The sequence below is a fragment of the Saccharospirillum sp. genome (assembly GCF_040881935.1).
In the GTDB taxonomy this organism is placed as follows: Bacteria; Pseudomonadota; Gammaproteobacteria; order Pseudomonadales; family Natronospirillaceae; genus Saccharospirillum.
The window spans coordinates 17,247-40,609 of the sequence record NZ_JBBECH010000095.1 but is presented as its reverse complement, the minus strand read 5'-3'; the positions used below and the strand labels follow the sequence as shown (position 1 = coordinate 40,609).

Sequence of the window (23,363 nt, the reverse complement as noted above, 5' to 3'; positions counted from 1 at the left end):
TCTCGCGTCCGTTTACCGGTTACAGATCCTTGCACAAGCGCAAGGCGTCGTAGATGGCGGCGTGGATATTACGTTGCGATACCGCATCACCCAGACGCCAGAGAATCATGCCATTCTGCGCTTCGCTCAATACCGGTTGGGCGGCATTGGCATACAAGCATTCAACATCAATCTGGCCTTTATTAACGGAGTCCGGTTTGAGTTCGTAGTACAGGGATTCGTTCGGCTGGGTGCCGTTTTCGATGACCACCTGGTCGACCACCCGCTCTTCCTGCTGGCCGGTATATTCGTTCTCAAGCACGGCGATTTTCTGGTCACCCTCGGTGTAGACCTGCACCAGATTGAGATCTGAAGTCATCACCACTTCTTTCTCATAGAGGCTGCGGTAATAGGTCGGGAAGGTAGTGCCGCCAATGCCTACACCGGGTTTGGTATCATCGGTCACCAGCTCTACCAGAGCGCCTTTGGCCGACAGATAATCGGCCACCGACATACCACTGAATTCACAGATGCTGTCAAACACCAGTACGTTTTTACCCGGTGCTACGGCACCGCTGAGAATATCCCAGGAGGACACAACCAACCCTTCGGCTGCACCCCATTCCGGTTCCTGCTCAATAAACGGATGACCGCCGGTCGCAAGAATACACACCTCGGGCTGTTCATCACGAATCAGGGCGGCATCGGCGCTGGTGCCGAGGCGCACGTCCACACCCAGGCGAGCCAGCTCCAGCGCATACCAGCGGGTAATACCGGCAATCTGGTCCCGTTGCGGAGCCTGGGCGGCCAGCGTAATTTGCCCGCCCAAGGCATCCGCCCGCTCAACCAGCGTAACCTTATGGCCGCGCTCGGCCGCAACCCGTGCCGCTTCCATACCGCCGGGGCCACCACCGATCACCAGCACTGAACGAATCGACCCTTCCGTTTTTTCAATGATATGCGGCAAGCCCTGGTACTCGCGCGAGGTCGCTGCGTTCTGCACGCAGAGCACATCCAAACCCTGGTATTGCCGGTCGATGCAATAGTTGGCACCAACACACTGGCGAATTTGGTCAATCTGGTTCATCTTGATTTTGGCGATGATGTGCGGGTCGGCAATGTGCGCACGGGTCATGCCCACGAAGTCGACATAGCCCGCATCCAGAATGCGTTCGGCCTGGTTTGGGTCTTTGATGTTCTGGGCGTGAATTACCGGCACATCAACAACGGTTTTGATGCCTGCGGCCAGATGCAAGAACGGCTCGGGCGGGTACGCCATATTGGGAATGACATTGGCCAGGGTGTTATGCGTATCGCAACCGGAGCCGACGACGCCGAAAAAATCGACCAGGCCGGTCTCATTGTAATAGGCGGCTATCTCTTTCATGTCTTCATGGTTCAGGCCATCGGGATGAAATTCATCCCCGCAGATGCGCATGCCGACGGCAAAGTCGGGGCCCACGGCTTCGCGCACGGCTTTCAAAACTTCCATGCCGAAGCGCATGCGGTTTTCGAAGGTACCGCCCCACTCATCGGTCCGTTTGTTCACCCGGGGCGACCAGAACTGATCGATCATGTGCTGGTGAACAGCCGACAGTTCAACGCCGTCGAGACCGCCATCCTGCGCACGTTTTGCAGCGCGGGCAAAGTCACCGATTATCCGCCAGATTTCTTCTTCTTCAATGGTTTTACAGGTCGCCCGATGCACCGGTTCACGAATGCCTGACGGTGACATCAGGTTGGGCCAGTTCTCACCATCCCAACGCGAACGACGCCCCATGTGGGTGATCTGAATCATGATTTTTCCGCCATGACGGTGCACAGCGTCAGCCAGGTTTTGAAAGTGCGGAATGATCTTATCGGTCGCCAGATTCACCGATTTCCACCAGCTTTGCGGGCTGTCGATCGACACCACACTGGAGCCACCACAGATGCACAATCCGCACCCGCCCTTGGCTTTTTCTTCGTAGTAACGAACGTAACGGTCCGTCGTCATGCCACCATCGGTCGCATAGACCTCGGCATGGGCGGTACTAACCACCCGGTTACGGATAGTCAGCTTGTTAATGGCCAGAGGCCGGAACAGGGATTCAAAATTGGCCATGGTCAAACTCCCGGTAACGCAACCGTTCTGATGAACCGTTGCGCGACGATGACGGCGCTGACGTCGATTACGTCAGCGGTGTAACTTCAAACAGTCCGTACTCAATGCCCGCTTCAGCGGCACATTGAACCTGACGGGCTACGGTTTTAAGGTCATTTCCCAGCGCACCATTGATTTGGTCAATGGCGCCGGCGAACCAGCCTGTGAACATGTAGTCGACCTTGCGACCCACCTTGCCGTAGTGATACACAAAGGCCGAATAGTCGAGCCGAACCCGGGCTTCGCCAGCTTCCAGGTTCAGTGATTCAATGCCAAACAGGCCCCAGCCACGCTGCGACAGCCGGTTCATGTAGTGCTCGAACACCGCTGCCCCGCTGATGCCATGCAATTCGGCTTCTTTTTCACACCAGTGCCAGGCTGACTTGTAGCCGGCCTGGTACAACAGTTCGGCGTAGCGTTCCGCACCGATTTCATCTTCGATCGCCTGGTGGTTGTTAATAAAAAAGTGACGCGGCACATACAGCATCGGCAACGCATCGGTCGTCCAGACGCCGGTCTCGTCGTCCACTTCTATTGGCATTTCAGGTGCATGTTTCGACATCATTCGCCCCATACATCCGCCAGAACCCGTACCCAGTTCTCACCCATAATTTTCTTAACCAATTCAGGCGAATACCCGTGGCGCAACAGAGCTTCGGTTAAATTGGGAAACTCACCGACGGTGCGAATGCCCTCGGGGTTTATGATCTTGCCAAAGCGTGTCAGCTCCCGGGCATAGCCCTTGTCATGCGTCAGCATGTCGAAGAAGCCGGGGCCATGGCCCTGGGTAAAATCGGTACCGATACCGACCTGGTCTTCACCGACGATGTCGACGATGTAGCTGATCGCCTCGACGTAATCGTCTATGGTGGAATCGATGCCGTTTTTCAGGAAGGGGGCAAACATGGTGACGCCGACAAAGCCGCCCCGCTCGGCAATAAACCGCAATTCGTCGTCGGATTTGTTACGCGGGTGCTCTTTAAGACCCGATGGCAAACAATGGGAATAGCACACCGGTTTTTCCGAGGCGAGAATGACTTCTTCGGAGGTTTTGGCACCCACATGAGAGAGGTCGCACATAATGCCGACCCGGTTCATCTCGGCCACGACTTCGCGGCCAAAGCCAGACAAACCACCATCCCGTTCATAGCAACCGGTACCGATCAGGTTCTGGGTGTTGTAGCACATCTGCACAACGCCAACACCGAGGTCCTTAAAGACCTGAACGTAACCGAGCTTGTCTTCAAAGGCGTGGGCGTTCTGGAAGCCCATCAGAATGCCGGTGCGGCCCTCAGCTTTAGCGCGATAGATATCAGCTGTGGTATAGACCTTGGTTACCAGATCCGAATTCGCTTCAATCAGTTGGTTCATGGCGACAATGTTGTCGACGGTATCCTGAAAATTCTCCCAGACTGACACCGTGCAGTTCGCCGTTGTGATCCCGCCCTTACGCATGTCTTCGAACAGTTCACGGTTCCATTTGGCGATGATCAGACCATCGATGATGATCGATTCCTGATGCAAGTCGGCTGCGTTCATGTCGTTCTCCCGGGAGTCAGTGAAATAACCACAAACTCAGTGTATCCGGGCGCCCCTTACCCGGTGTCACTGGAAGCGACACGGGCAGTCTTAAAATCGGCATGGGGGTAAGGTAAAAGGGAGGTGGTTGAGCCATCGGGTACACTCAATCTGGATTCATCGCGGAGACTAAATGCCTCTCAGCCGCTCGTAGCCACCGTCTCAGCTACCTCAACCGCAGGGGCAAACTTAACCGCGCCGTAGGTCGGTTCTGACTGGGCTTTGCGCAGGGCCGTGAGTGAGGTGGTGGGCAGGATCGGGGCCAGGGTATGGTCGACAGTCCCGTCGAACTGGGTCAGCGACCAGACAGCGGCACGCTCTTCTTTGGGCGAGACACCGATGTATTTGCGGTAACAGCGGCTAAAATGCGGCGCGGAAACAAAGCCGCACATGGAGGCGACTTCTATGATGGAGCAGGTGGTTTGTTTGAGCAACTGACGAGCCCGGTCGAGACGCAGCTTCAGGTAATAGCGCGACGGGGTGCAGTCGAGGTGTTTCAGAAACAGCCGCTCCAGCTGACGCCGGGAAATACCAACGAAGGCGGCCAGCTCTTCAAGTTCAATCGGTTCTTCCAGATTGGCTTCCATCAGCTCGGTGACTTCGGCGAGCTTGGGTTGAGCCGTGGTCAATTGCCGGCGCAGCGGAGTTCGCTGCTGTTCACTGTCGAGCCGCACCCGGTCGCACAGAAACATGTCGCAAATAGCGCTGAGCAGAGCTTTGCCATGCTGACGCCCGACCAGGCTGATCATCATATCCATGGGCACCCCACCGCCGGTGCAGGTAAAGCGGTCGCGGTCGAGGGTATAGAGGTTGTTGGTGACGTTAACGCGCGGAAAACGCTCCTGCAGCGCAGCAAGACACTCCCAGTGGGCACTGCATTTGTACCCGTCGAGCAAGCCGGCACTGGCCAGCACATAGGCACCGGTGCACACCGCTCCAATCAGCACCTTTTTATGGGCCTGACTGACCAGCCAGCTGACTTCTTTCTGAGTAAAGCTGCGGGTGATGTCGACGCCACCGACAACGATGACGATGTCGAACGAGTGGCCTGCGGTAATCGCCGCGTCGGGTGCGATACAGATACCATCACTGGCCGAGACGGTGTTACCGTCCTGAGAGACCAGTTGCCAGGTATAGAGTTCATGGCCCGATAACTGATTGGCCATGCGCAGTGGTTCAATGGCCGTTGCCAGCGAGACCAGGGTGAAATTGTTGATCAGCAGAAACCCGACACGATAAGGAAGAGGCGCCTCACCATTGCCGTATTTTCCAGTGGTTTCAAACATGGACTGGCCCTCCGCCTATGCCCGCTTGCTGTAAGACAGCCCAACACTCAACCCGCATCATGCGCCAGTTTCTGTGAATCGGTCGCAATGGCACAGTACAGGGGCCGAATGACACCTGAACATCACGCCATCGGGTCTCGAATCAGCATCATACGACTGAACCGGAGGTGCAAACAGTCCAAAAACGTCTTTTTAAGTCTCATTTCGTATCCAAAAACGACACCCTCGCAGACGCTTCGACTTTCTTGCTGCCAAATAGACGACCAGCTTACCCCTCTATGGTCAGGTCAGACCGGGGGGTGCTGCAACAGGAGAGGATGTAGCCATCGGCCAAATCCTCGTCGGTGATACCGCCGTTGTGCTGGATATCAACCTCTCCACTGAGCTTAAGCACCTTGCAGGTGCCGCAGATTCCAACGCCACAGGCTTTGGGTATGCTCAACCCCAAACGGCTTGCGGCGGCGTGAACGGTTTCATCGGGAGACATCTGAACACTCATGCCGGAACCGGTGAACTCGACGGTGTAGGTCGCCTCGTCTTTCTTGTCTTCGGCTTCGCGGACAGCCACCTCGGCCTGTTCCAGCGCATCCTGTGTAACCTGCTCGGGCGTTTCCCCAAACGACTCTTCGTGGTAGTAATCCATATCGAACCCGGCTTCCAAAAGCAGGTGGCGAATGGCTTTCATGTAGGGCGTGGGCCCGCAACAGAAAATACGGCGCTGCATGAAATCGGGCACCACCATGTCCATTTTAGCCTTGTCCAAATAGCCACGGTAGCCGTTCCAGGCTTGGCCCAGCTCAATACGCTCGCAAATGACACTGAGGTTGAAGTTGGTAACACGGGAGCACATGTGCTCCAGTTCACGATGAAAAATAATATCGTTTGGCGTGCGGGCACTGTGCACAAAGGCCATGTCGACATCGGCATTGGTGTCGAAATACCAGCGTGCCATCGACATCAGTGGTGTAATACCGACTCCACCGGACAAAAACAGCATTTTCTCGGCGGTATGGTCGATGCAATTGAAATTACCAACCGGGCCGTGTACCGCCAGCTCGTCGTGTTGTTTCAGGTTATCGTGCAGCCAGTTCGACACCCGTCCACCGGGCACCCGCTTGACGGTAATCGAAAAACTATAGGGCACCGAGGGAGAACTGGAAATGGTGTAAGAACGCAATACCTGCTCACCTTCAATCTCCAGTTCCAGCGTTACAAACTGGCCCGGCTTGAAGAAAAACATGATCGACTGTTCAGCATTGAAGCAGAAGGTTCTTACATCCCAGGTTTCCTGAATCACCCGGACACAGCGCACCTGATGCCGGCCATTGGCCCACACCCGGGTATTGAGCGGGTTAAACGCGGGGGCTGGCTCACTGGCTTGAACATTTCGGGTCATAGGGCGACATCCTCATCCGGGCTACTTTCATTTAACGCCATTGTTACCAAAAGGCCCAACTCCCGGTTAACCAAATGCGACATGCTATTGATCAACTCCTCCACTGGCTTTAAAAAATCACCTGGCAGGCTCTGCGGGAATTATCAGGAACCCGCTGACGTCGAATTAACAGCGAAAAGTGTCGTAATCGGGCAAATGAGTCATGGCTGCGGTGTCGAAAATAGTCATTCCAACGATTGTTCGAAGGTTCGCCCGACGAACCCGCCCCCGCTGCCCCAGGAGCCGCGCCATGACCGAAACCGACCTGCTCAATCTGACCTATGCCTCAATGCCCGAGGCCCGACAGGCGATGCGCACCCTGCTGCAACAGCGCTCTGGAGTTGAGTCGCTGCCACAGGCGTTTTACAACGACCCGATGATGTTCCGGCTCGATATGGAAAACATCTTCATGACACAGTGGTTGTTTGTCGGCATGACATGCGAAGTGCCGGGAAAAGGCGACTACATCACCGTGGATATTGGCCAGAACCCGGTGTTGGTGGTTCGCGACCGGGACGGCGAGGTTCGTGCCTTTCACAACGTCTGCCGCCATCGCGGTTCCCGTTTGTGCACCACCGCCAAAGGCAAGGTCGCCAACCTGACCTGCCCCTACCATCAGTGGACATACGACCTGAAAGGCAACCTGATCTACACCGGTGATGCCATGGGCGTTACCTTCGATAAAAGCCAGTTTGGACTGAAACCCGCGCACTGCAAAACCGCCGGTGGCTTTATCTATATTTGCCTGGCCGAAGGCGAGGCACCCGAGATCGACCCCTACCTGGAAACCCTGTCGACCTACATGGAACCGTACGACATGGAAAACGTTAAAGTTGCCGCCGAATCGCATCTCGATGAAGACGCCAACTGGAAGCTGGTGATTGAAAACAACCGCGAGTGTTACCACTGCGCCGGCTCCCATCCGGAACTGTTGCGCTCCCTGCTCGAATGGGACGACACCAGCGACCCAAGAGCAACACCAGAATTTAAGGCACTGTGTGAACGTCAGGCCAAAGCCTGGGACGCCGAAGGCATTCCTCACGAGCAGGTCAAACATGGCCTGCAAAACCGCCTGGTCCGAATGCCTCTGAAAGAAGGCACCCAGGTGATGACAATGGACGGCAAAGCCTGCAGCCAGAAAACCATGGGTCGGATCCAGAACCGGGAACTGGGATCACTGCGCATTCTGCATTTGCCCAACTCCTGGAACCATATGCAAAGTGATCACGCTGTCGTCTTTCAGGTGCTGCCCATCAGTGCACAAAAAACCCGCGTCATCACCAAATGGCTGGTCCACAAAGACGCCGTCGAGGGCAAAGACTACGACCCCGAACGGCTGCGCCAGGTCTGGGATGCAACCAACCGCCAGGACAGAACCCTGGCCGAAAACAACCAGTATGGTATCAACTCCATCGCTTACCAGCCCGGCCCCTACTCCGAAACCTATGAGTTCGGGGTGATCAACTTTGTAAACTGGTACAGCCAGGCGGTGCTGGCACAGTCGGCTGACAGTGTTGATGACACAGAGGTTTCTGAGCTTCGGGTAGGCTGACAAAGGTTGGTGGTCAACCGGGGCATCGCCCGGTTGACTGGTTCCGTTTAACCAGGGTTTAAGGACAAACGCCCGCCACGAAATAGCCCTCATCCACTTCACTGACCCAGGCATAGGTACCGGACAGGCCACCCAGCGAATCGTTTCCGCCTTCGGTGTAGTACCCCATCTGATAGTAAGCCCGCCCTGCTGAATCATGTGAGAGGTTGGTCTCATACCATTGCTGGCATTCAAACTCGCTCGGGGGTGGGTCTTCCGGGCTTGTTGTGGTGCACACAGCAGGTGGCTGGCTGTACCACTGTCCAGGTTCGCCTTCGGTTAGCGTGACACTGCCCCAACTGTCCCAGGCAAAACCGATGTCGGCCTGGTCGCCATTGCTTAACGCTCGCAAATTGTAATCGCCTCCGGCCAGCGCCCGGCCTGCGGTGATATGTTCGCGCGGTGAATCATTAACAACGGCGCAGGTTTCTGCGGGCTGATTGGGATCAAAGACGTCGACAGTGCGCGTCGCAACAGACGTTTCGCTGGCGCTGTTGGTTGCCGAATAAGTGCAATAGTAAGTGCCAGTCTCACTGGTATCGACATCGCATTCGCTATTAACCGTCAGAGCTCCATCGTCCGCATCGGTTGCCGTTGCACCCGGGTCGGAAAAACTCGTGTTCAGTTCCACTTCCATGGGGTTATCGCCATTCAGGGTGATCACCGGTTTGTTGATCGGGTCACTACCATCACGCGGGTGGCGATTAAAGAAGTCCCAAATGATGTCAGGGTATTCCGGTCCGGCTCGCACCACCCAGCGGCCTTCATTGCCGTCTTGTCCGCCGATCCAGTAATGGCCTTTATCAGTGTCGCTGGTATTGGCTGTCGCCCGGGGGCCGTCGAAGAAAATGGTCTCGACCAGTGAGCGTACACCGGGCTGGCCATCCTGAGTGTAAGTCTTGTGCTCACAGCTGTGGTTGCTTTGATAATACGGCGAACACGCCTGTGTATCGGTCAGCGCTTGCTGGGGTGACTGTGCTGAGCTGTCGGCAAAGGCCAGCAAATGAGCGTCGCGAATAATCTGTCCTGCGGGCTGTACTACGGTGCAGTCGCGGTTGTTTTGCAACACCATCATCGGGATGGGGTAATCGTCATTCAGTTCGCGCGACATATCATCGGCAACACGTCCCGATGAATGAAAGGTCGCACTGCCCGGGCAACCACTGAACGAGACCGAGGCAGCGTCTTCGCCGTAGGCCAGACCCGAGGCTGAGGCGGCCGCTGCCCAATATTCGTTGTGGGTAACCGCTGCAACAACCGTCATGGCGCCACCCGACGACAACCCGGTTATATAACGACGGTTGGCGTCGATGCTGAAATCCTGCTCGACCTGCAACCCGATCTGATGCAGATCCTCCGCCTCACCTGAGCCCTGATGGCGATGTTCATCGAACCAGAAGCCCCAGCAATTTTCATTGCGCAAGCCGGTATAGGTGGTAATAAAGGGTGTTACCAGCACGAAACCATAGCGGTCGGCTGCGGCCTTCATGCCCCAGTCGTTCAGTACATCCTGTTCGGTTTGCTGGCAGCCGTGCAGCGTCATCACCATGGGCAGATCACCACTGTAACCGGACGGCACGTAAACCCGGTAATTGCGGGTCTGGGAAGCATTGTAGTTTTGTTTGGCAAGCTGAAAGCTGTATTCCGTTCCTGCCAGCGCCATGCCCGGCAATAGCGCGAAACACAGCCACGCCAGCACGGTTGTATAGCCTTGTTGTGTGAATGTCATCGAGTTGTCCTCGCCTTGTTGTTGTTTTCGTTATTTATTGGGTGAACATCCCTATTCGGTGCAGACAGCTGATACTGAATACACCACAATCATCTGTCTGAAACCTGAATTGGTATTCAGGTTGACGATACAGTACGCTGTACAAAATTCGATCAACATCCTTCGTTAGTAGGAACTGGGTTTGAAACAACCACAGCTACTGCGATTCCAGCTGGCAGAGTCAGCTGAGACGGGTATTTTTCATTCAACCTGAAGGAGAGAGTCCATAGATTCGACTGTTAAACGGCCAACTGACTTCTCAGCAGTATTTTCAGCGCTCAAGGGTGGTTTCGGCAGGCAACGCAGTGTACCGGGAACGCAACCGATGTCCGTTCGTGATAAATTGCCATACTGCTCAATCGAATAGCACTGCCCTCAAAAAAATCAGGAGACACCAATGACACACGCCATCCGCATTCACACCCCAGGCGGGCCCGAAGCCCTGCAGTGGGATCAGATTACCCTGCCAGAACCGGCCAAAGGCCAGGTTCGCCTGAAACAAACAGCCGTCGGCCTGAACTACATTGATGTTTACATGCGCACCGGCCTGTACCCGCAGCCCAGTTACCCGGCGGTATTGGGCATGGAAGCGGCTGGCGTAGTCGAGGCTGTGGGAGAAGGGGTGTCGGATCTGGCCGTGGGAGACCGCGTTGCTTATCCAATGAACGTCGGTGCCTATGCCGAAGCACGGTTAATCGATGCCGCTAAGCTGATCAAACTGCCAGATGACATTGAAGACACTACCGCCGCAGCGATGATGCTCAAGGGCCTGACGGCGCACTATTTGCTTTTCCGCACCTATCCGGTCAAAGCCGGGGACACCATTCTGGTCTATGCGGCTGTCGGCGGTGTGGGTTTAATCCTGACGCAGTGGGCAAAACATCTGGGTGCCACCGTTATCGGTTGTGTCGGTGGTGACGCCAAAGCCAAGATGGCCCTGGATAACGGCTGTGATCACGTGATTGATTACAACCGGGAAGACATTGCCCAGCGTGTTCGCGATATCACCAATGGCGAAGGCGTTGCAGTGGCCTATGACTCCATCGGTAAAGAGACCTTTATGGCCTCTCTGGATTCACTGCGCCCCTTTGGTGTGCTGGCGTCTTACGGCAATGCGACCGGCCCGGTAGACCCATTCAGCCCCGGTATTCTGGCACCCAAGGGTTCCCTGTACGTCACCCGGCCCACTCTGGCCACACACATTGCTACCCGCGAACTGTTCGTTGAAGGTGCCGAGCGCCTGCTGGACGTAGTCAGCAAGGGCATCGTTAAGATTCAGGTTAACCAGACCTACGCCCTTAAAGACACCGCCCAGGCGCACCGGGATCTGGAAGCCCGCAAGACGACTGGTTCTACCGTGTTGCTTCCCTAAAATGAATGATTAATTCTTCGGATGCGCAGCACGGTGCCGCGCATCCAGATAATCGGGCATTTTACCGTCATCTTCGTAACAGGGTTCGCCGTCTTCGACGCGAATCACCTTGGTTCCCGGCACATAGGGAATGCTGGATTCCACTTCCGCCAGGGCGGCGTGAAGCAAATCGGTCATAATCGACTCTACGGGCTGGTCATACACCTCGGCCAATGCCTGCAGCCGCGCCAGATCTCTCTTTGCCACGGCAACGGGCGTCGTCACGTGCTCGCGCTTTTGCTGACGCTGCTCTTCCCACTGATCAAGGATCTGACCGAAACGCCGGTTCGACATAATTAACCTCCTCTGGTGACAGATGTTCTGCCCTAATCAGTCTAGCAGTGAACAAGCGCCGGGATTCGACGGCACCCCTCCGGTTATCAGTCTTTACGGTTAGCCTTCATTGCTTACGTTCACTCTTAGCCTTCAAAGACGGGAACCAGATCAGCCAGCGCCCGTTCGCGAATCAGCGTGGCGGCGTTGTGGATGTCTGGTGCGAAGTAGCGATCTTTGTCGTAGAACGGCACCCGGCTACGCAGCGCAGCCTTTGCTTGTTCCAAGGTGTCGCTGGTGTGTCGCGGCGCCCGAAAATCAAGACCCTGTGCCGAAGCCAGCCATTCGATAGCCAGAATACCTTCGACGTTTTCGTAGATATCCGCCAGACGACGACCGGCGAACGTCGCCATTGAGACATGATCCTCCTGGTTAGCCGAAGTCGGCAATGAATCTACCGAGGCCGGGTGCGCCAGGGATTTGTTTTCGCTGGCGAGCGCTGCAGCTGTCACCTGTGCGATCATAAAGCCGGAGTTCACGCCGCCGTTATCAACCAGAAACGGAGGTAAACCACTCAGCCCGGAGTCGATCAACAGGGCCATGCGCCGTTCGGACAGCGCACCGATTTCCGATAACACAATGGCGAGCATATCGGCTGTCATGGCCACCGGTTCAGCGTGGAAATTACCACCAGAGATGATGTCGCCTTCGTCGGCGAACACCAGCGGATTATCCGAAACTCCGTTCGCTTCGGTCAGCAACACCTGGGCGGCAAACTGCCATTGCTGCAGGCAGGCACCCATGACCTGGGGCTGGCAGCGCAGTGAATAGGGGTCCTGCACTTTTTCGCACTCAGCGTGGCTGTGCTCGATGTCCGATTCGCCCAGAATCTCGCGATACCGACGCGCCATTTCTATTTGCGGCGCGTGGCCCCGCGCCTGGTGAATGCGATCATCAAACGGCTTGCGCGACCCCATCGCGGCTTCCAGCGACATCGAGCCAATCAGGGTGGCCGAGGCCAGCGCGACTTCGGTATTAAACAGGCCTTCCAGCGCAAAGGCGGTAGATGCCTGGGTGCCGTTTAGCAGCGCCAGCCCCTCTTTCGGGGCCAGGGTAACCGGTGACAGGCCCAGTTCTTTCAACAAGTCGCCTGCAGCCCAGCGCTCGCCCTGCCAGAAAGCTTCGCCTTCGCCGAGCAGTACGGCGCTCATGTGCGCCAGCGGTGCCAAATCGCCCGAGGCGCCGACCGAGCCTTTTTGCGGGATGGCCGGGCTGACGCCCCGGTTGGCCAGTTCAATCAGGAACTCGACCACTTCAGGTCGAATGCCGGAAAAACCGCGCGCCAGTGAGTTGATTTTCAGCACCATCATCATTCGCACTGTGCGTTCGGTCATGAACTGGCCGATACCCGCTGCATGCGACAGCACAATGCTGTGTTGCAGAGTTTCCAGTTCTTCCGGCTCAATACGGGTGTTGGCAAGCAAGCCAAAGCCGGTATTAATGCCATAAACGGTCCGGCCTTCAGCGACCACAGCCGCAACCGTTGCCGCCGAGGCTTCCATGGCGGCGTAACAGGCCGGATCCAGCTTGAGTGTGACGGGTGTCTGGAAAACCTGGCGCAGGTCGTCCAGCGTCAGGGTTCCCGGAGTTAGGTTCAGGGTGTGACTCATGATTGGGGCTCCTTGGAAATCATGGGCAAGTCCAGATGGTTTTCCCGGGTACAGTCTATCGCACTCTGGTAGCCGGCATCAGCATGGCGCATCACGCCAGTGGCCGGGTCGTTGTGCAGTACCCGACCAATGCGTTTGGCGGCGGCATCGGTGCCATCGCACACAATAACCACGCCCGCATGCTGGCTGAAACCCATGCCAACCCCGCCGCCATGGTGCAGGCTTACCCAGGTGGCACCACCCGCGGTATTAAGCAGAGCGTTCAACAGCGGCCAGTCGGATACGGCATCGGACCCATCCTGCATGGCTTCGGTTTCGCGATTGGGGGAGGCGACGGAGCCGGAATCCAGATGGTCCCGACCGATCACCACCGGGGCTTTCAATTCGCCGTTTTTGACCATCTCGTTAAAGGCCAGTCCAAGGCGCGCCCGGTCTTTGAGGCCCACCCAGCAGATACGCGCGGGCAGCCCCTGGAAGCTGATGCGTTCGCGCGCCATGTCGAGCCAGTTGTGCAGGTGTTTGTGGTCCGGCAGCAGTTCCTTGACCTTGGCGTCAGTCTTGTAGATGTCTTCCGGGTCGCCGCTGAGTGCGACCCAGCGGAAGGGGCCTATGCCCTCGCAGAACAACGGACGAATGTAGGCCGGTACAAAACCGGGGAAGTCGAAGGCATTGTCGACGCCCATGTCCTGCGCCATCTGGCGGATGTTGTTGCCGTAATCGAAGGTCGGAATGCCCCGCGCTTTGAACGCGAGCATGGCGCGAACGTGATCGGCCATTGACTGTTTGGCGGCCTGCACCACGGCCTCCGGCTCGCTTTCGGCTTTTGCCTGGTACTCCTCCCAGGTCCAGCCTTTGGGCAGGTAGCCGTGCAGCGGGTCGTGGGCGCTGGTCTGGTCGGTGACCATGTCCGGGCGGACGCCGCGCTTGATCATTTCGGGCAAAATATCGGCCGCGTTGGCGCATAGGCCAATGGAAACGGCTTTGCCTTCGCCGGTGTAGCGGTCGATTCGTGCCAGGGCGTCGTCGAGGTCTGTAGCTTGTTCATCCAGGTAACGAGTGCGCAGCCGGAAGTCAATGCTGCTTTGCTGGCATTCGATATTCAGTGAGCAGGCGCCGGCCATGCTGGCGGCCAGGGGCTGTGCACCGCCCATGCCACCGAGACCAGCGGTCAGAATCCAGCGGCCTTTGAGTTCGCCGTTGTAATGCTGGCGGCCGGCTTCGACGAAGGTCTCGTAGGTGCCTTGAACGATGCCCTGAGAGCCAATGTAGATCCAGGAGCCGGCGGTCATTTGGCCGTACATCATCAGGTCTTTTTTATCGAGCTCGTTAAAGTGCTCCCAGTTGGCCCAGTGCGGTACCAGATTGGAATTGGCGATTAGCACCCGGGGCGCGTCGGCATGGGTTTTGAACACGCCGACCGGTTTGCCGCTTTGCACCAGCAGGGTTTCGTCGTCTTCCAGGCGCTGCAGGGTCTCGACGATTTTGTCGTAACAGGCCCAGTTGCGGGCGGCACGACCAATACCACCGTACACAACCAATGATTCGGGGTTTTCGGCGACTTCCGGGTCGAGGTTGTTCATCAACATGCGCAACGGGGCTTCGGTTAGCCAGCTTTTGGCGGTCAGTTGAGTGCCCGTGGCGGCGCGAATAACGCGGCTGGCATCAGTTCTGCTGTGGTCTGTCATAACAATGCTCCTCAGTGGTTCTTGTTTGTCTGATCCGGGAAACCCGTGCCGAGAGCCGGGTCTGCCCATGGAGGTCGCTGCAAGTACATCCATGTAAGCTCGACTGTCCACATCCAGGTGGACAGACGCCCTCCAAGAGCAGACCCGCCTCCCGGCACTAGCCAAATGTGGCAACCGTCCCGGGAAATTAGTTAGATCTACTGCTTGTCGTTTATTTGTTCACAATTGTTTGCTTCATCAGGAAGTTGTCTCCCCGTTATAAACCCGATGCAGCAACCGGTTTGGCTGAACGCTGTAGGCCAATTCAGCCGGATGGTCGATCTGCCAATGGCAAAACGCGGCAGCACGACCTTCAGCCAAGGTTCCGTGGGTGTCGCTTAAACCAAGTGCCTGGGCAGCGTGTTTGGTAACGCCTTGCAAGGCTTCAGTCGGGGTTAGCCAGAACAGGGTGCAGGCCATGTTCAGCATTAAAGAGAGCTGAAAAATGGGCGATGAACCTGGGTTGGCATCGGTCGCGATGGCCATGGGAATGCCCGCCTTGCGCAGCTTTTCAATGGGTGGCATGTGCGTATCGCGCAGGGTGTAAAATGCACCGGGTAACAACGTGGCGACGGTGCCTGAACGCTTTATGGCTTGAATGCCAGCTTCATCAAGCCATTCAATATGGTCAACAGATAAGGCCTTATAGCGGGCACACAGTTCACTGCCGTGTTGATTCGACAGTTGCTCTACGTGACCTTTTACCGGCAGATCATATTGGTGCGCCGTTTGAAATACCCGCTCGCATTGTTCGATGGTGAAGGCGATGTTTTCGCAGAAAACGTCGACGGCATCGATCAGGTGCTCTTCGGCCAGCGCCGGGATCATTTGGTCACACACGAGCGCTATGTAATCATCCGCTCTGCCCTTGTATTCGGGCGGCAAGGCGTGTGCACCTAAAAAGGTGGTGACGATATCGACGGGTAATTCCTGGCCCAACCTGCGTGCAACGCGCAGCATTTTGCGTTCGTGTTCAAGGCTGAGGCCGTAGCCGGATTTGATTTCGACGGTGGTGACGCCATCGGCCATCAGGGCTTCAAGCCGGGGTTTGGCGCTGGCGAACAAGTCATCTTCGCTGGCAGCGCGGGTGGCGTTGACGGTGCTGAGAATACCGCCGCCCTGAGCAGCGATGTCGGCGTAGCTGACGCCTTCGAGCCGTTGTTCGAATTCACTGGCACGGTTGCCGCCAAAGACGAGGTGGGTGTGGCAGTCGATCAGTCCGGGGGTGACAACACCGCCCCTTCCGGCGACGTTCCAGTCCTTTTCCCACTGCACAGGTTGTTCGCTGCTGGGCACAATTTGCGTTACGCGACCGTCTGCGACGACCAGAGTCATCGGTTCGTCGTGAGTGCGAGTGCCGTCGAATAGACTGACGCCAACCCAGAGTTGGGGTTGTTGGTGTGTGGTTGATGTACCGGTCATGGGGTTAATCCCCTTGTTTTATCATTTGTATATACATTTAACTGGAATGGAGTGAAAGTCAACCGGTGAAATGTAAAAAACCGTGTACCGGGCGTCTGCCCGACTTAGTATGAATGATAACAATAGGTTACGAAATAAAGGACATCGAAGGGATTGACAGTCTCAGCATTAATTGTATATACATTAAAAAGGCGAGCCCCCTAACGACTCAGACAATAATCACAAGATGCGAGGTTTCTCATGACTCAGTCCACCCTCAACCATGAGCGCGCCTCCTGGTTACTGGCCCTTAAGCTCATCGTTCCAAGCCTGCTCGGGCTCTTTATATTTTTCACCCCCATTACGCTTGGTGGCACTCGCACCATTCCTCTGGATCACATTGTCAACGCCTTGCGTTCCCTGCTCGGCTCCGGAGCCGCCTGGTATGCCCTGGCGATGATCGTCGCTGGCGCGGTTTACCCGCTGGTAACCGGCCAGTGGCGTCGCAATAAAACGGAAAGTGTGTTCACCGTGCTTAAAATTCTGGGTGTCGCGGCGGCACTGATGGCCGTTACGGGCTGGGGTCCTGCCCTGCTGCATGAACCGGATATGCTGCCGTTTCTGTTTAATAAACTGGTGATTTCAGTTGGCCTGATTGTACCGGTAGGGGCTGTGTTTTTGTCGTTGCTGATTGGCTACGGGCTGATGCAATTGGTGGGCGTGCTGTTTCAACCGCTGATGCGGCCTTTGTGGAAAACACCGGGTCGCTCAGCGATTGATGCGGTAGCGTCTTTTGTGGGCAGTTACTCCATCGGCTTGCTGATCACCAATCGGGTGTATACAGCTGGCCAATATTCGGCAAAGGAAGCCGCCATTATCGCGACCGGTTTTTCGACGGTCTCGGCTACCTTTATGATCATTGTCGCCCGTACGCTGGATCTGATGAGTCTGTGGAATCTGTATTTCTGGATGAGCCTGCTGATCACCTTCGCCGTTACCGCCATTACCGTGCGCTTGCCGCCGCTGCGGGCTATGGACAACCACAGTGACTACCCGGAACCCGAGGTAGCCAAAGGCAAGCGGTTGAGCACGGCCTGGCATGCAGGTTTGGCCGGTGCGGGCGAAGCACCGCCGGTGTGGAAAGGTGTGGCGACCAATGTTCGCGAAGGCCTGGTAATGGCGATCAGCATTCTGCCTTCCATCATGTCGGTTGGGTTGATCGGTTTGCTACTGGCCAACCACACGCCGTTGTTCGACTGGATCGGTTTGCTGTTCTACCCCTTTGCCGCGATCTGGGGTTTGCCGGAAGCCATGGATCTGGCCAAAGCGGCCGCGGCCGGGTTGGCGGAGATGTTTCTGCCAGCGCTGTTGATGGTTGACGCCGCTTTGCCCGCACGGTTTGCCGCCGGTGTGGTGTCGGTGTCTGCGGTGTTGTTTTTCTCGGCGTCTATTCCCTGCATTCTGTCGACCAAAATACCATTGACCGTGGGCCGCATCGTTGTGGTTTGGTTTATTCGGGTCGCATTGAGTTTGTTGCTGGCCGTACCTGCCGGGTACCTGGCAGCTTGGGTTGCCGGCTAACGGTTCAGTTGGGATTTCGATTCTGGGCGCTGCGTAATTTGTAGCGGTCGCCCGGAAAAATCAGTCGGGCGTAGCTGATGAGATGCTCGCCCGACCAGGTGCGCCGGGTCATGCACAGACAGGGTTGCCCTGTGTGGGTTTCCAGCCAGTCGGCGGTCTGGGCATCCGGTAGCATGGCCTCGACGACGTGTTCGAGATCCGTGATCGGGCAGCGGGCGACAAGAATTTCGTTGGGTGTGTGCTGGCTGAAGTCGGTTTCAAGGTAATCCGGCACCCAGCGAGGATTGACGAAACGGTCTTCGAGCTGAATTGGGCGGTCGTTATCGAGGTGGATCAGCACGCTGTGGAAGACCTCGGCGCCCATACGCACGCCCAGTTTGAGTGCGGTTTCGTCATCGGCTGCAACGGCTTCGCAGTGCAGCACCCGATTGCTGTACTGGTGGCCGCGCTGGCGCACTTCGTCGGCGATGTTGTTAACGTCGTTCAATGGCGATTCGGCTTTTTGGTCGGTTACAAAGGTCCCCAGGCCCGCCTGGCGCACCAGGTAGCCTTCCTGAACCAGGTCGCGAATGGCTTTGTTGGCCGTCATGCGGCTAACACCGAAACTTTGAGCTAACTTTTCTTCGGGGGGAATTTGATGGTCCGGTGCAAATTCACCACTGCGAATCCGGGTCATCAGGTAGTCTTTGATTTGCAGATAGCGGGGCTGGCGTGAACTCACAGTCGGGGTACTCGGGCGGTGAAGGCCAGCAACCGGGTGTCGCTGGCAGTGAACGCATGGTGAAACAGCGCTTCAGGCAGGTCAAGCTTGAACCCCAATGGAACGACAGCACATCCGTTAACCAACAGGAGAGGCCCATGTGGCAACCCTTTGACAAAACACTCTGGCAAGGCCGCATCGATCCCAACTCGGGGTCACGCAGCCAGCGCTGGCACCAACGTATTGCGGAACCGGTTGCCGAGGTACCTGGCACTTGTCTGATTGGCTTTGCCAGTGACCGGGGCGTGCAGTTAAACAAGGGCCGCACCGGGGCTGTTGAGGGCCCCAACGCCCTGCGCTCTGCTCTGGCCAGCCTTGCGGCCCATTTTGACCGCGCCTTGTATGACGATGGCACTGTGCACTGTGCCGATGAGGATTTGCCTGCTAGCCAGACCGCTTTTGGTGACCGGGTAGCGGCCCGGTTGGAAGAGGGCCACTTTGTCATCGGCCTGGGTGGGGGTCATGAGATTGGCTACGCAAGCTACACTGGGCTGCGCCAATGGCTAGACCAGAACGACCCCGGTGCCCGATTGGGCATTCTCAATTTCGACGCCCATTTTGATTTGCGCGAACCCTCGCCCGACGCCACCTCAGGTACGCCGTTTTACCAGATAGCGCAGGATTGCAAGCAGCGCGGTCTGCCTTTCCACTATGCCTGCATCGGCATTAGTGAAGCGGCCAACACCCCAGTGTTGTTCGACACCGCCGATGAGCTGGGCGTTCACTACCTGCGCGACCTGAACTGCACCGATGTGCACGCCACGCCTTTTATTCAGCGGTTTATTGGCGAACTGGACTATTTGTACGTGACGGTTTGTCTGGATGTGCTATCTGCGGGGCATGCACCTGGCGTCAGCGCCCCGGCTGCCGTTGGCATTCCTCCGACTTTTCTGTTGAATTGTCTGACGGAAATTCAACGTTGTTGCCAGTTTGCCAGTTGCCAGTGGCTGATGGCCGATATCGCAGAGCTTAACCCGAGTTACGATCAGGACAACCGCACCGCCAAACTCGCGGCGAGGCTGGTATGGGAAATGGATGCCCTGCAAACACCGGGGCGGGTCAGCGTTTAAGTAAAGTTTCGGAGGTTGTTAAGTGGCCATAGCCCGCCTCGGCCACACTGTGGGACTTTCGAAACTTGGATACTTAACTAAGAACGCTATCTAGCCAGCGCTGCGACAACCATTGGTGACCCAATACACCAGGGTGAACACCATCGTAGGCCCAAAGTGTCGGATAACCCGCACTGCCCGCTCCAAAGTCGGCCTGCACGGGCATCCACAGAGCGTTGTGTTTCTGCACCAATGCGCGTTGCCCCGCTTGCAGCTCGGCCAGTAACGGCCACCAGGCTTCCGTAACGGCACTGCCCGGTATGGCGAAGGGTTCGACCAGAATCAATTGGCTGGTGAGCGGTTTCAGGCGTTCCAATAACGCCTGAAAATCGGCCAGGTTGGTTGCTATCTGGTGCGGTTGTTTGTCTTCAAACGGGTGCCATATGTCATTGATGCCAATAAGTACGGTAATAATGTCGTATCCGCCTTGCTTGACAGGCTGCCAGCCTTCCTGATCCAGCAACTCCCTTATTTCACAGCCGGAATACCCCCGGTTCCAAATCTGGGCCTCCGGGTTCTGTGCCAGCCACTCGGTTGCCACCCGGTGCACCCAGCCGGTTCCCAGCGCCTCGGGACGATTTGGCTGGCGAATGCTTCTGTCCCGATCGCAATCGGTGACTGAATCACCCAGAAACAGCAGTCGGGAGCGCTTGTTCACCATCTTTGAAGTCCTCGGTCAAAGTGTTTGTGGAAGCTTTGCAGATTAACCGCTTGCCTAATCCAGGTGAAGCCCCATTCATGACGTGTTGTACTTATTCATTTCATGGAGACTTAGATGATCGAATTCCCCAAACGCTGGCCCGCTAACAACCCTGACATTCTGCAGCTTTATTCCATGGCTACCCCAAATGGTCAGAAAATTGGCATCATGCTGGAAGAGACGGGTCTGCCCTACGAAGCTCATCTGGTCAATATCACCAAGAACGACCAGTTCGATGAAGATTTTCTCAAGCTCAACCCCAATAACAAAATCCCCGCCATCATCGACCCCGATGGTCCCGATGGCCAGCCTATGGCTATGATGGAATCTGGGGCCATTCTGATGTATCTGGCTGAAAAGACCGGTCAGTTTTTACCAAAGGACCCCGCCAAACGCTGGGAGACCTTACAGTGGATGCTCTTCCAGGTAGCACACGTCGGCCCAATGTTCGGCCAGTTTGGTCACTTCTATAAATTCGCAGCAGACAAAACGTCCGACAACTATGGCGTCGATCGCTACACAGGCGAATCAAAGCGAATTTTGGAGGTGCTCAACCAACGCTTGCAAGATCGCAATTGGATCATGGGTGACGAACTGACCATTGCCGATATGGCCATTGCACCCTGGATTAAAGCCCTCGATTTTTACGACGGCCACGAGGCACTTGATACAGTCTCCTACAAACACGTCCTCAATTATCGCGACCGTTTTTACGCCAGACCTGCCGTGCAAACAGGCGCGCAGGTTTGTAGACCCTAAGTGCAGGGATGATAAGCTCTAAGACACTATTCATCAGTTTCAGATTGCTCGTTAAGCGGAGCCATTACCCGAGTAATCGCACAGGTTAATACTCAGTTTGAACTGAGAAATGGCATCGCAAACAGAATAAGCACCAGTGGCAGAATCAGCAGCGCCGTCGCCACTGGTTGCTGTCTGACTCGCCACGCTGCATAGACGATGGCCAGGGGTGGTATCAAAGTCGCCAGACCCCAGGCCGCCGAATAGCGCATCGCTTCGACGACGGTAAGGGTGTAACCAATGATCATCAGACTGATTGCCAACAGAAATACAGTGATCATCATTGGTTTGTACCCGCTGTATTTTCCTTCAGATACGGACTCAGGATTTTATATAATTCAGGGCGATGCGCCGCGATTTCAGCAACGCTGAGGCCTTCCAGTGAGTGCGGGTATTTGAGCCAGGCTTCGGTTGCGTGCAAGTAATACTCCGGTTCGCGACCGACCTCATTGCGACTGGGTTTGTAATACGGCACGGCAACCCGAATGTCGTGCGGCGTGTTCAGACGGGCACGCTGTTGCAATTGGTTAATAATGGCTTCAATGGAACGGCCGGTATCGAATACATCGTCCACGATCAGCAAGGTGTCTTCCCGGGTTACATGCTTGACCAGATAATCCAGACCGTGCACCCGCACCGACCGGCTTTGCTGATCGATACCACTGTATGAAGAAGTACGAATGGCGATGTTATCGGTCGACACACTGTGGTACTCCAGAAACTCCTGCACGGCGATCCCCATGGGCACCCCACCCCGCCAGACCGCAATCATGAAAGTCGGCCTGAAACCGGAATTCAGGATTTGCGCGCCTAACCGAAACGCATCTTCGAGCAAATCCTGGGCGCTGAGGTATTGTTTTTTAGCCATAAGATCGTTAGCTTCACAGGGTGAACCCCTATAATCCCATCGACCCGAGCCCCCGGCAAGCCATGACCCATACGGATACCCATCGCAACAAACGTTTTCTGGATGAAGCCGAACTGATCGAGGATGCTTTTCGTCTGGGTGTTCAGGTGTTTGAAAGTGGCTTCCGACCCAACTTCATCGTCGGTCTGTGGCGCGGTGGCAGTACCGTCGGCATCTATGTGCAGGAGTGCCTGCAAACGCTTGGCAACAAAACTGACCATATTGCATTGAGAACGTCATATCGGGGCATGGACCACTATCCGGACATGATTGCCTCTCCGGAAACCCATATTCGGGTTCATGGCACCCAGTATCTACTCGATAACCTGAATGCTGACGACCGTCTGCTGATCGTTGATGACGTTTTCGGCACTGGCCACAGTGTTCAGGCGGTGCTGAACCGACTGAACAAGCACCTGAAACGGAATATGCCCGTCGATACCCGTATTGCCACGCTGTATCAGCGCCCCGCCACGCACCAGACCGAACGCAGGCCCGATTACTGTCTGCACGATACCGACGACTGGCTGGTATTTCCCTATGAGCTGACGGGTCTGACGCGCGCCGAAATAGACCAGCACAAAGGCTACCTGTCGGCCATTCTGGATTCGGTAAAACCGGTCTAACCAAACTGAGCGCGTTTTGCCGCCAGGGTTTCCTTCCAGTCGCGAATGGCTTCGGTCTCGGGCAGCGATTCCACACTGAGGCCTTCGCGCTCCAGTACCTTACCCATACTCATTACCTTGCCTTTATGCAACATGGCCATTCTGGCGTGGCCGACCGAATGCAGTGTTTCTCCGTGGTAAAACCGTTGTTCGAAGTAGGCGTATTTGTCATCCCAACAGCGCAGCTGCACCTCCAGTGAAACCTGACTGAAGGGTGCAAATTCCCGAATATAGGTGAGCTCCTGAGCATTGAGCACGGCCCGATAGCGGCCTTTCAAAAAAGCACGACCAAGCCCGGAGTCGATCAGCCACTGAATGCGGCACAGGTCGCCGAAGGAGAAATAGCGCGCCGCCGTCAGGTGAAAGTTCAGATCCATATCGTGCAGCCAGACCCGGTAGCGATGCCGGACCGGTGCCAGGGGGTCTCCGGTCGGACGGCGAATAAGTGCGTGTACCAGGAGCAGTAAAAAACGTCCCACCAGATTCATCGGTGTTCCTTATCAGGCCAGCTGTTATTCAAACGATCGTTTGAAACCAGGGGCTATGCTGCCTGTCTGGAACGAAAAGATCAATCAGGAGTCGCC

Annotated in this window: 21 protein-coding genes; 6 read left to right on the top strand and 15 right to left on the bottom strand. The window is 56.1% G+C overall.

What is annotated here, in order from left to right:
- Window positions 1-19: 19 nt before the first annotated feature.
- The 5 genes from WEB54_RS17570 to WEB54_RS17550 all read right to left on the bottom strand — a co-directional run bounded on the left by WEB54_RS17570 (window position 20) and on the right by WEB54_RS17550 (window position 6,382).
- On the bottom strand, window positions 20-2,083 hold the full coding sequence (locus WEB54_RS17570) for an FAD-dependent oxidoreductase (RefSeq protein WP_368056850.1): 2,064 nt from the start codon (window positions 2,081-2,083) through the stop codon (window positions 20-22).
- A 67-nt stretch (window positions 2,084-2,150) separates the two neighbouring features.
- The gene (locus WEB54_RS17565) at window positions 2,151-2,684 is read right to left on the bottom strand and encodes a DUF5943 domain-containing protein (RefSeq protein WP_368056858.1); all 534 of its coding nucleotides are present in this window, start codon (window positions 2,682-2,684) and stop codon (window positions 2,151-2,153) included.
- On the bottom strand, window positions 2,684-3,661 hold the full coding sequence (locus WEB54_RS17560; RefSeq protein ID WP_368056849.1) for a dipeptidase: 978 nt from the start codon (window positions 3,659-3,661) through the stop codon (window positions 2,684-2,686). Before WEB54_RS17560 ends, WEB54_RS17565 begins: the two co-directional genes overlap by 1 nt.
- Window positions 3,662-3,840: 179 nt before the next feature.
- Window positions 3,841-4,986, bottom strand: a complete 1,146-nt coding sequence (locus WEB54_RS17555) for a GlxA family transcriptional regulator (protein ID WP_368056848.1) — start codon at window positions 4,984-4,986, stop codon at window positions 3,841-3,843.
- A 268-nt stretch (window positions 4,987-5,254) separates the two neighbouring features.
- A complete protein-coding gene (locus WEB54_RS17550) occupies window positions 5,255-6,382 on the bottom strand; it encodes an FAD-binding oxidoreductase (RefSeq protein WP_368056847.1) in 1,128 nt (375 codons plus the stop codon).
- Window positions 6,383-6,671: 289 nt separating this feature from the next.
- Between WEB54_RS17550 and WEB54_RS17545 the strand changes: the two genes are divergently transcribed.
- Window positions 6,672-7,973, top strand: coding sequence for an aromatic ring-hydroxylating dioxygenase subunit alpha (locus WEB54_RS17545; protein WP_368056846.1), 1,302 nt, complete (start codon window positions 6,672-6,674; stop codon window positions 7,971-7,973).
- A 58-nt stretch (window positions 7,974-8,031) separates the two neighbouring features.
- Here WEB54_RS17545 and WEB54_RS17540 read toward each other — a convergent pair whose 3' ends face one another.
- Entirely contained in the window at window positions 8,032-9,741 is a 1,710-nt protein-coding gene (locus WEB54_RS17540; RefSeq protein WP_368056845.1) for a PHB depolymerase family esterase, read from the bottom strand.
- Between the two features lie 436 nt (window positions 9,742-10,177).
- On the opposite strand from WEB54_RS17540, the gene WEB54_RS17535 reads away from it, so the two are divergent.
- Window positions 10,178-11,152: a quinone oxidoreductase gene (locus WEB54_RS17535; protein WP_368056844.1), complete on the top strand. Its 975-nt coding sequence runs from the start codon at window positions 10,178-10,180 to the stop codon at window positions 11,150-11,152.
- A 9-nt stretch (window positions 11,153-11,161) separates the two neighbouring features.
- On the opposite strand, the gene WEB54_RS17530 is transcribed toward WEB54_RS17535, so the two are convergent.
- From WEB54_RS17530 to hutI, 4 genes are all read right to left on the bottom strand, one after another.
- Complete coding sequence (locus WEB54_RS17530) at window positions 11,162-11,485, bottom strand: hypothetical protein (protein ID WP_368056843.1); 324 nt, start codon at window positions 11,483-11,485, stop codon at window positions 11,162-11,164.
- Window positions 11,486-11,610: 125 nt separating this feature from the next.
- Complete coding sequence (gene hutH, locus WEB54_RS17525; RefSeq protein WP_368056842.1) at window positions 11,611-13,134, bottom strand: histidine ammonia-lyase; 1,524 nt, start codon at window positions 13,132-13,134, stop codon at window positions 11,611-11,613.
- Window positions 13,131-14,819: a urocanate hydratase gene (gene hutU, locus WEB54_RS17520; protein WP_368056841.1), complete on the bottom strand. Its 1,689-nt coding sequence runs from the start codon at window positions 14,817-14,819 to the stop codon at window positions 13,131-13,133. The genes hutH and hutU overlap by 4 nt, the downstream gene beginning before the upstream one ends.
- 237 nt (window positions 14,820-15,056) lie before the next feature.
- Complete coding sequence (gene hutI / locus WEB54_RS17515) at window positions 15,057-16,280, bottom strand: imidazolonepropionase (protein WP_368054951.1); 1,224 nt, start codon at window positions 16,278-16,280, stop codon at window positions 15,057-15,059.
- Between the two features lie 240 nt (window positions 16,281-16,520).
- Between hutI and WEB54_RS17510 the strand changes: the two genes are divergently transcribed.
- A complete protein-coding gene (locus WEB54_RS17510) occupies window positions 16,521-17,840 on the top strand; it encodes a YjiH family protein (protein ID WP_368056840.1) in 1,320 nt (439 codons plus the stop codon).
- Between the two features lie 4 nt (window positions 17,841-17,844).
- Here WEB54_RS17510 and hutC read toward each other — a convergent pair whose 3' ends face one another.
- On the bottom strand, window positions 17,845-18,561 hold the full coding sequence (gene hutC / locus WEB54_RS17505; protein WP_368054947.1) for a histidine utilization repressor: 717 nt from the start codon (window positions 18,559-18,561) through the stop codon (window positions 17,845-17,847).
- A gap of 137 nt (window positions 18,562-18,698) precedes the next feature.
- Between hutC and hutG the strand changes: the two genes are divergently transcribed.
- Window positions 18,699-19,670, top strand: a complete 972-nt coding sequence (hutG, locus tag WEB54_RS17500) for a formimidoylglutamase (protein WP_368054945.1) — start codon at window positions 18,699-18,701, stop codon at window positions 19,668-19,670.
- A gap of 73 nt (window positions 19,671-19,743) precedes the next feature.
- Here the strand turns inward: hutG and WEB54_RS17495 are convergent, their stop codons facing one another.
- Window positions 19,744-20,370 (bottom strand): GDSL-type esterase/lipase family protein, encoded by a 627-nt coding sequence (locus WEB54_RS17495; RefSeq protein WP_368054943.1) that lies wholly within the window; start codon window positions 20,368-20,370, stop codon window positions 19,744-19,746.
- 114 nt (window positions 20,371-20,484) lie between these two features.
- On the opposite strand from WEB54_RS17495, the gene WEB54_RS17490 reads away from it, so the two are divergent.
- A complete protein-coding gene (locus WEB54_RS17490; protein WP_368054941.1) occupies window positions 20,485-21,168 on the top strand; it encodes a glutathione S-transferase N-terminal domain-containing protein in 684 nt (227 codons plus the stop codon).
- Between the two features lie 92 nt (window positions 21,169-21,260).
- On the opposite strand, the gene WEB54_RS17485 is transcribed toward WEB54_RS17490, so the two are convergent.
- On the bottom strand, window positions 21,261-21,491 hold the full coding sequence (locus WEB54_RS17485; protein WP_368054939.1) for a hypothetical protein: 231 nt from the start codon (window positions 21,489-21,491) through the stop codon (window positions 21,261-21,263).
- Window positions 21,488-22,075 carry a phosphoribosyltransferase gene (locus tag WEB54_RS17480; RefSeq protein ID WP_368056839.1) on the bottom strand — a complete coding sequence of 196 codons (588 nt, stop codon included), beginning with the start codon at window positions 22,073-22,075 and terminating at the stop codon, window positions 21,488-21,490. The genes WEB54_RS17485 and WEB54_RS17480 overlap by 4 nt, the downstream gene beginning before the upstream one ends.
- A gap of 62 nt (window positions 22,076-22,137) precedes the next feature.
- Here WEB54_RS17480 and WEB54_RS17475 point away from each other — a divergent pair, with 62 nt between their 5' ends.
- Complete coding sequence (locus WEB54_RS17475; RefSeq protein WP_368056838.1) at window positions 22,138-22,740, top strand: phosphoribosyltransferase; 603 nt, start codon at window positions 22,138-22,140, stop codon at window positions 22,738-22,740.
- Here the strand turns inward: WEB54_RS17475 and WEB54_RS17470 are convergent.
- Window positions 22,737-23,267: a thioesterase family protein gene (locus tag WEB54_RS17470; RefSeq protein WP_368056837.1), complete on the bottom strand. Its 531-nt coding sequence runs from the start codon at window positions 23,265-23,267 to the stop codon at window positions 22,737-22,739. The two genes, WEB54_RS17475 and WEB54_RS17470, sit on opposite strands and share 4 nt — an antisense overlap.
- Window positions 23,268-23,363 lie beyond the last annotated feature (96 nt).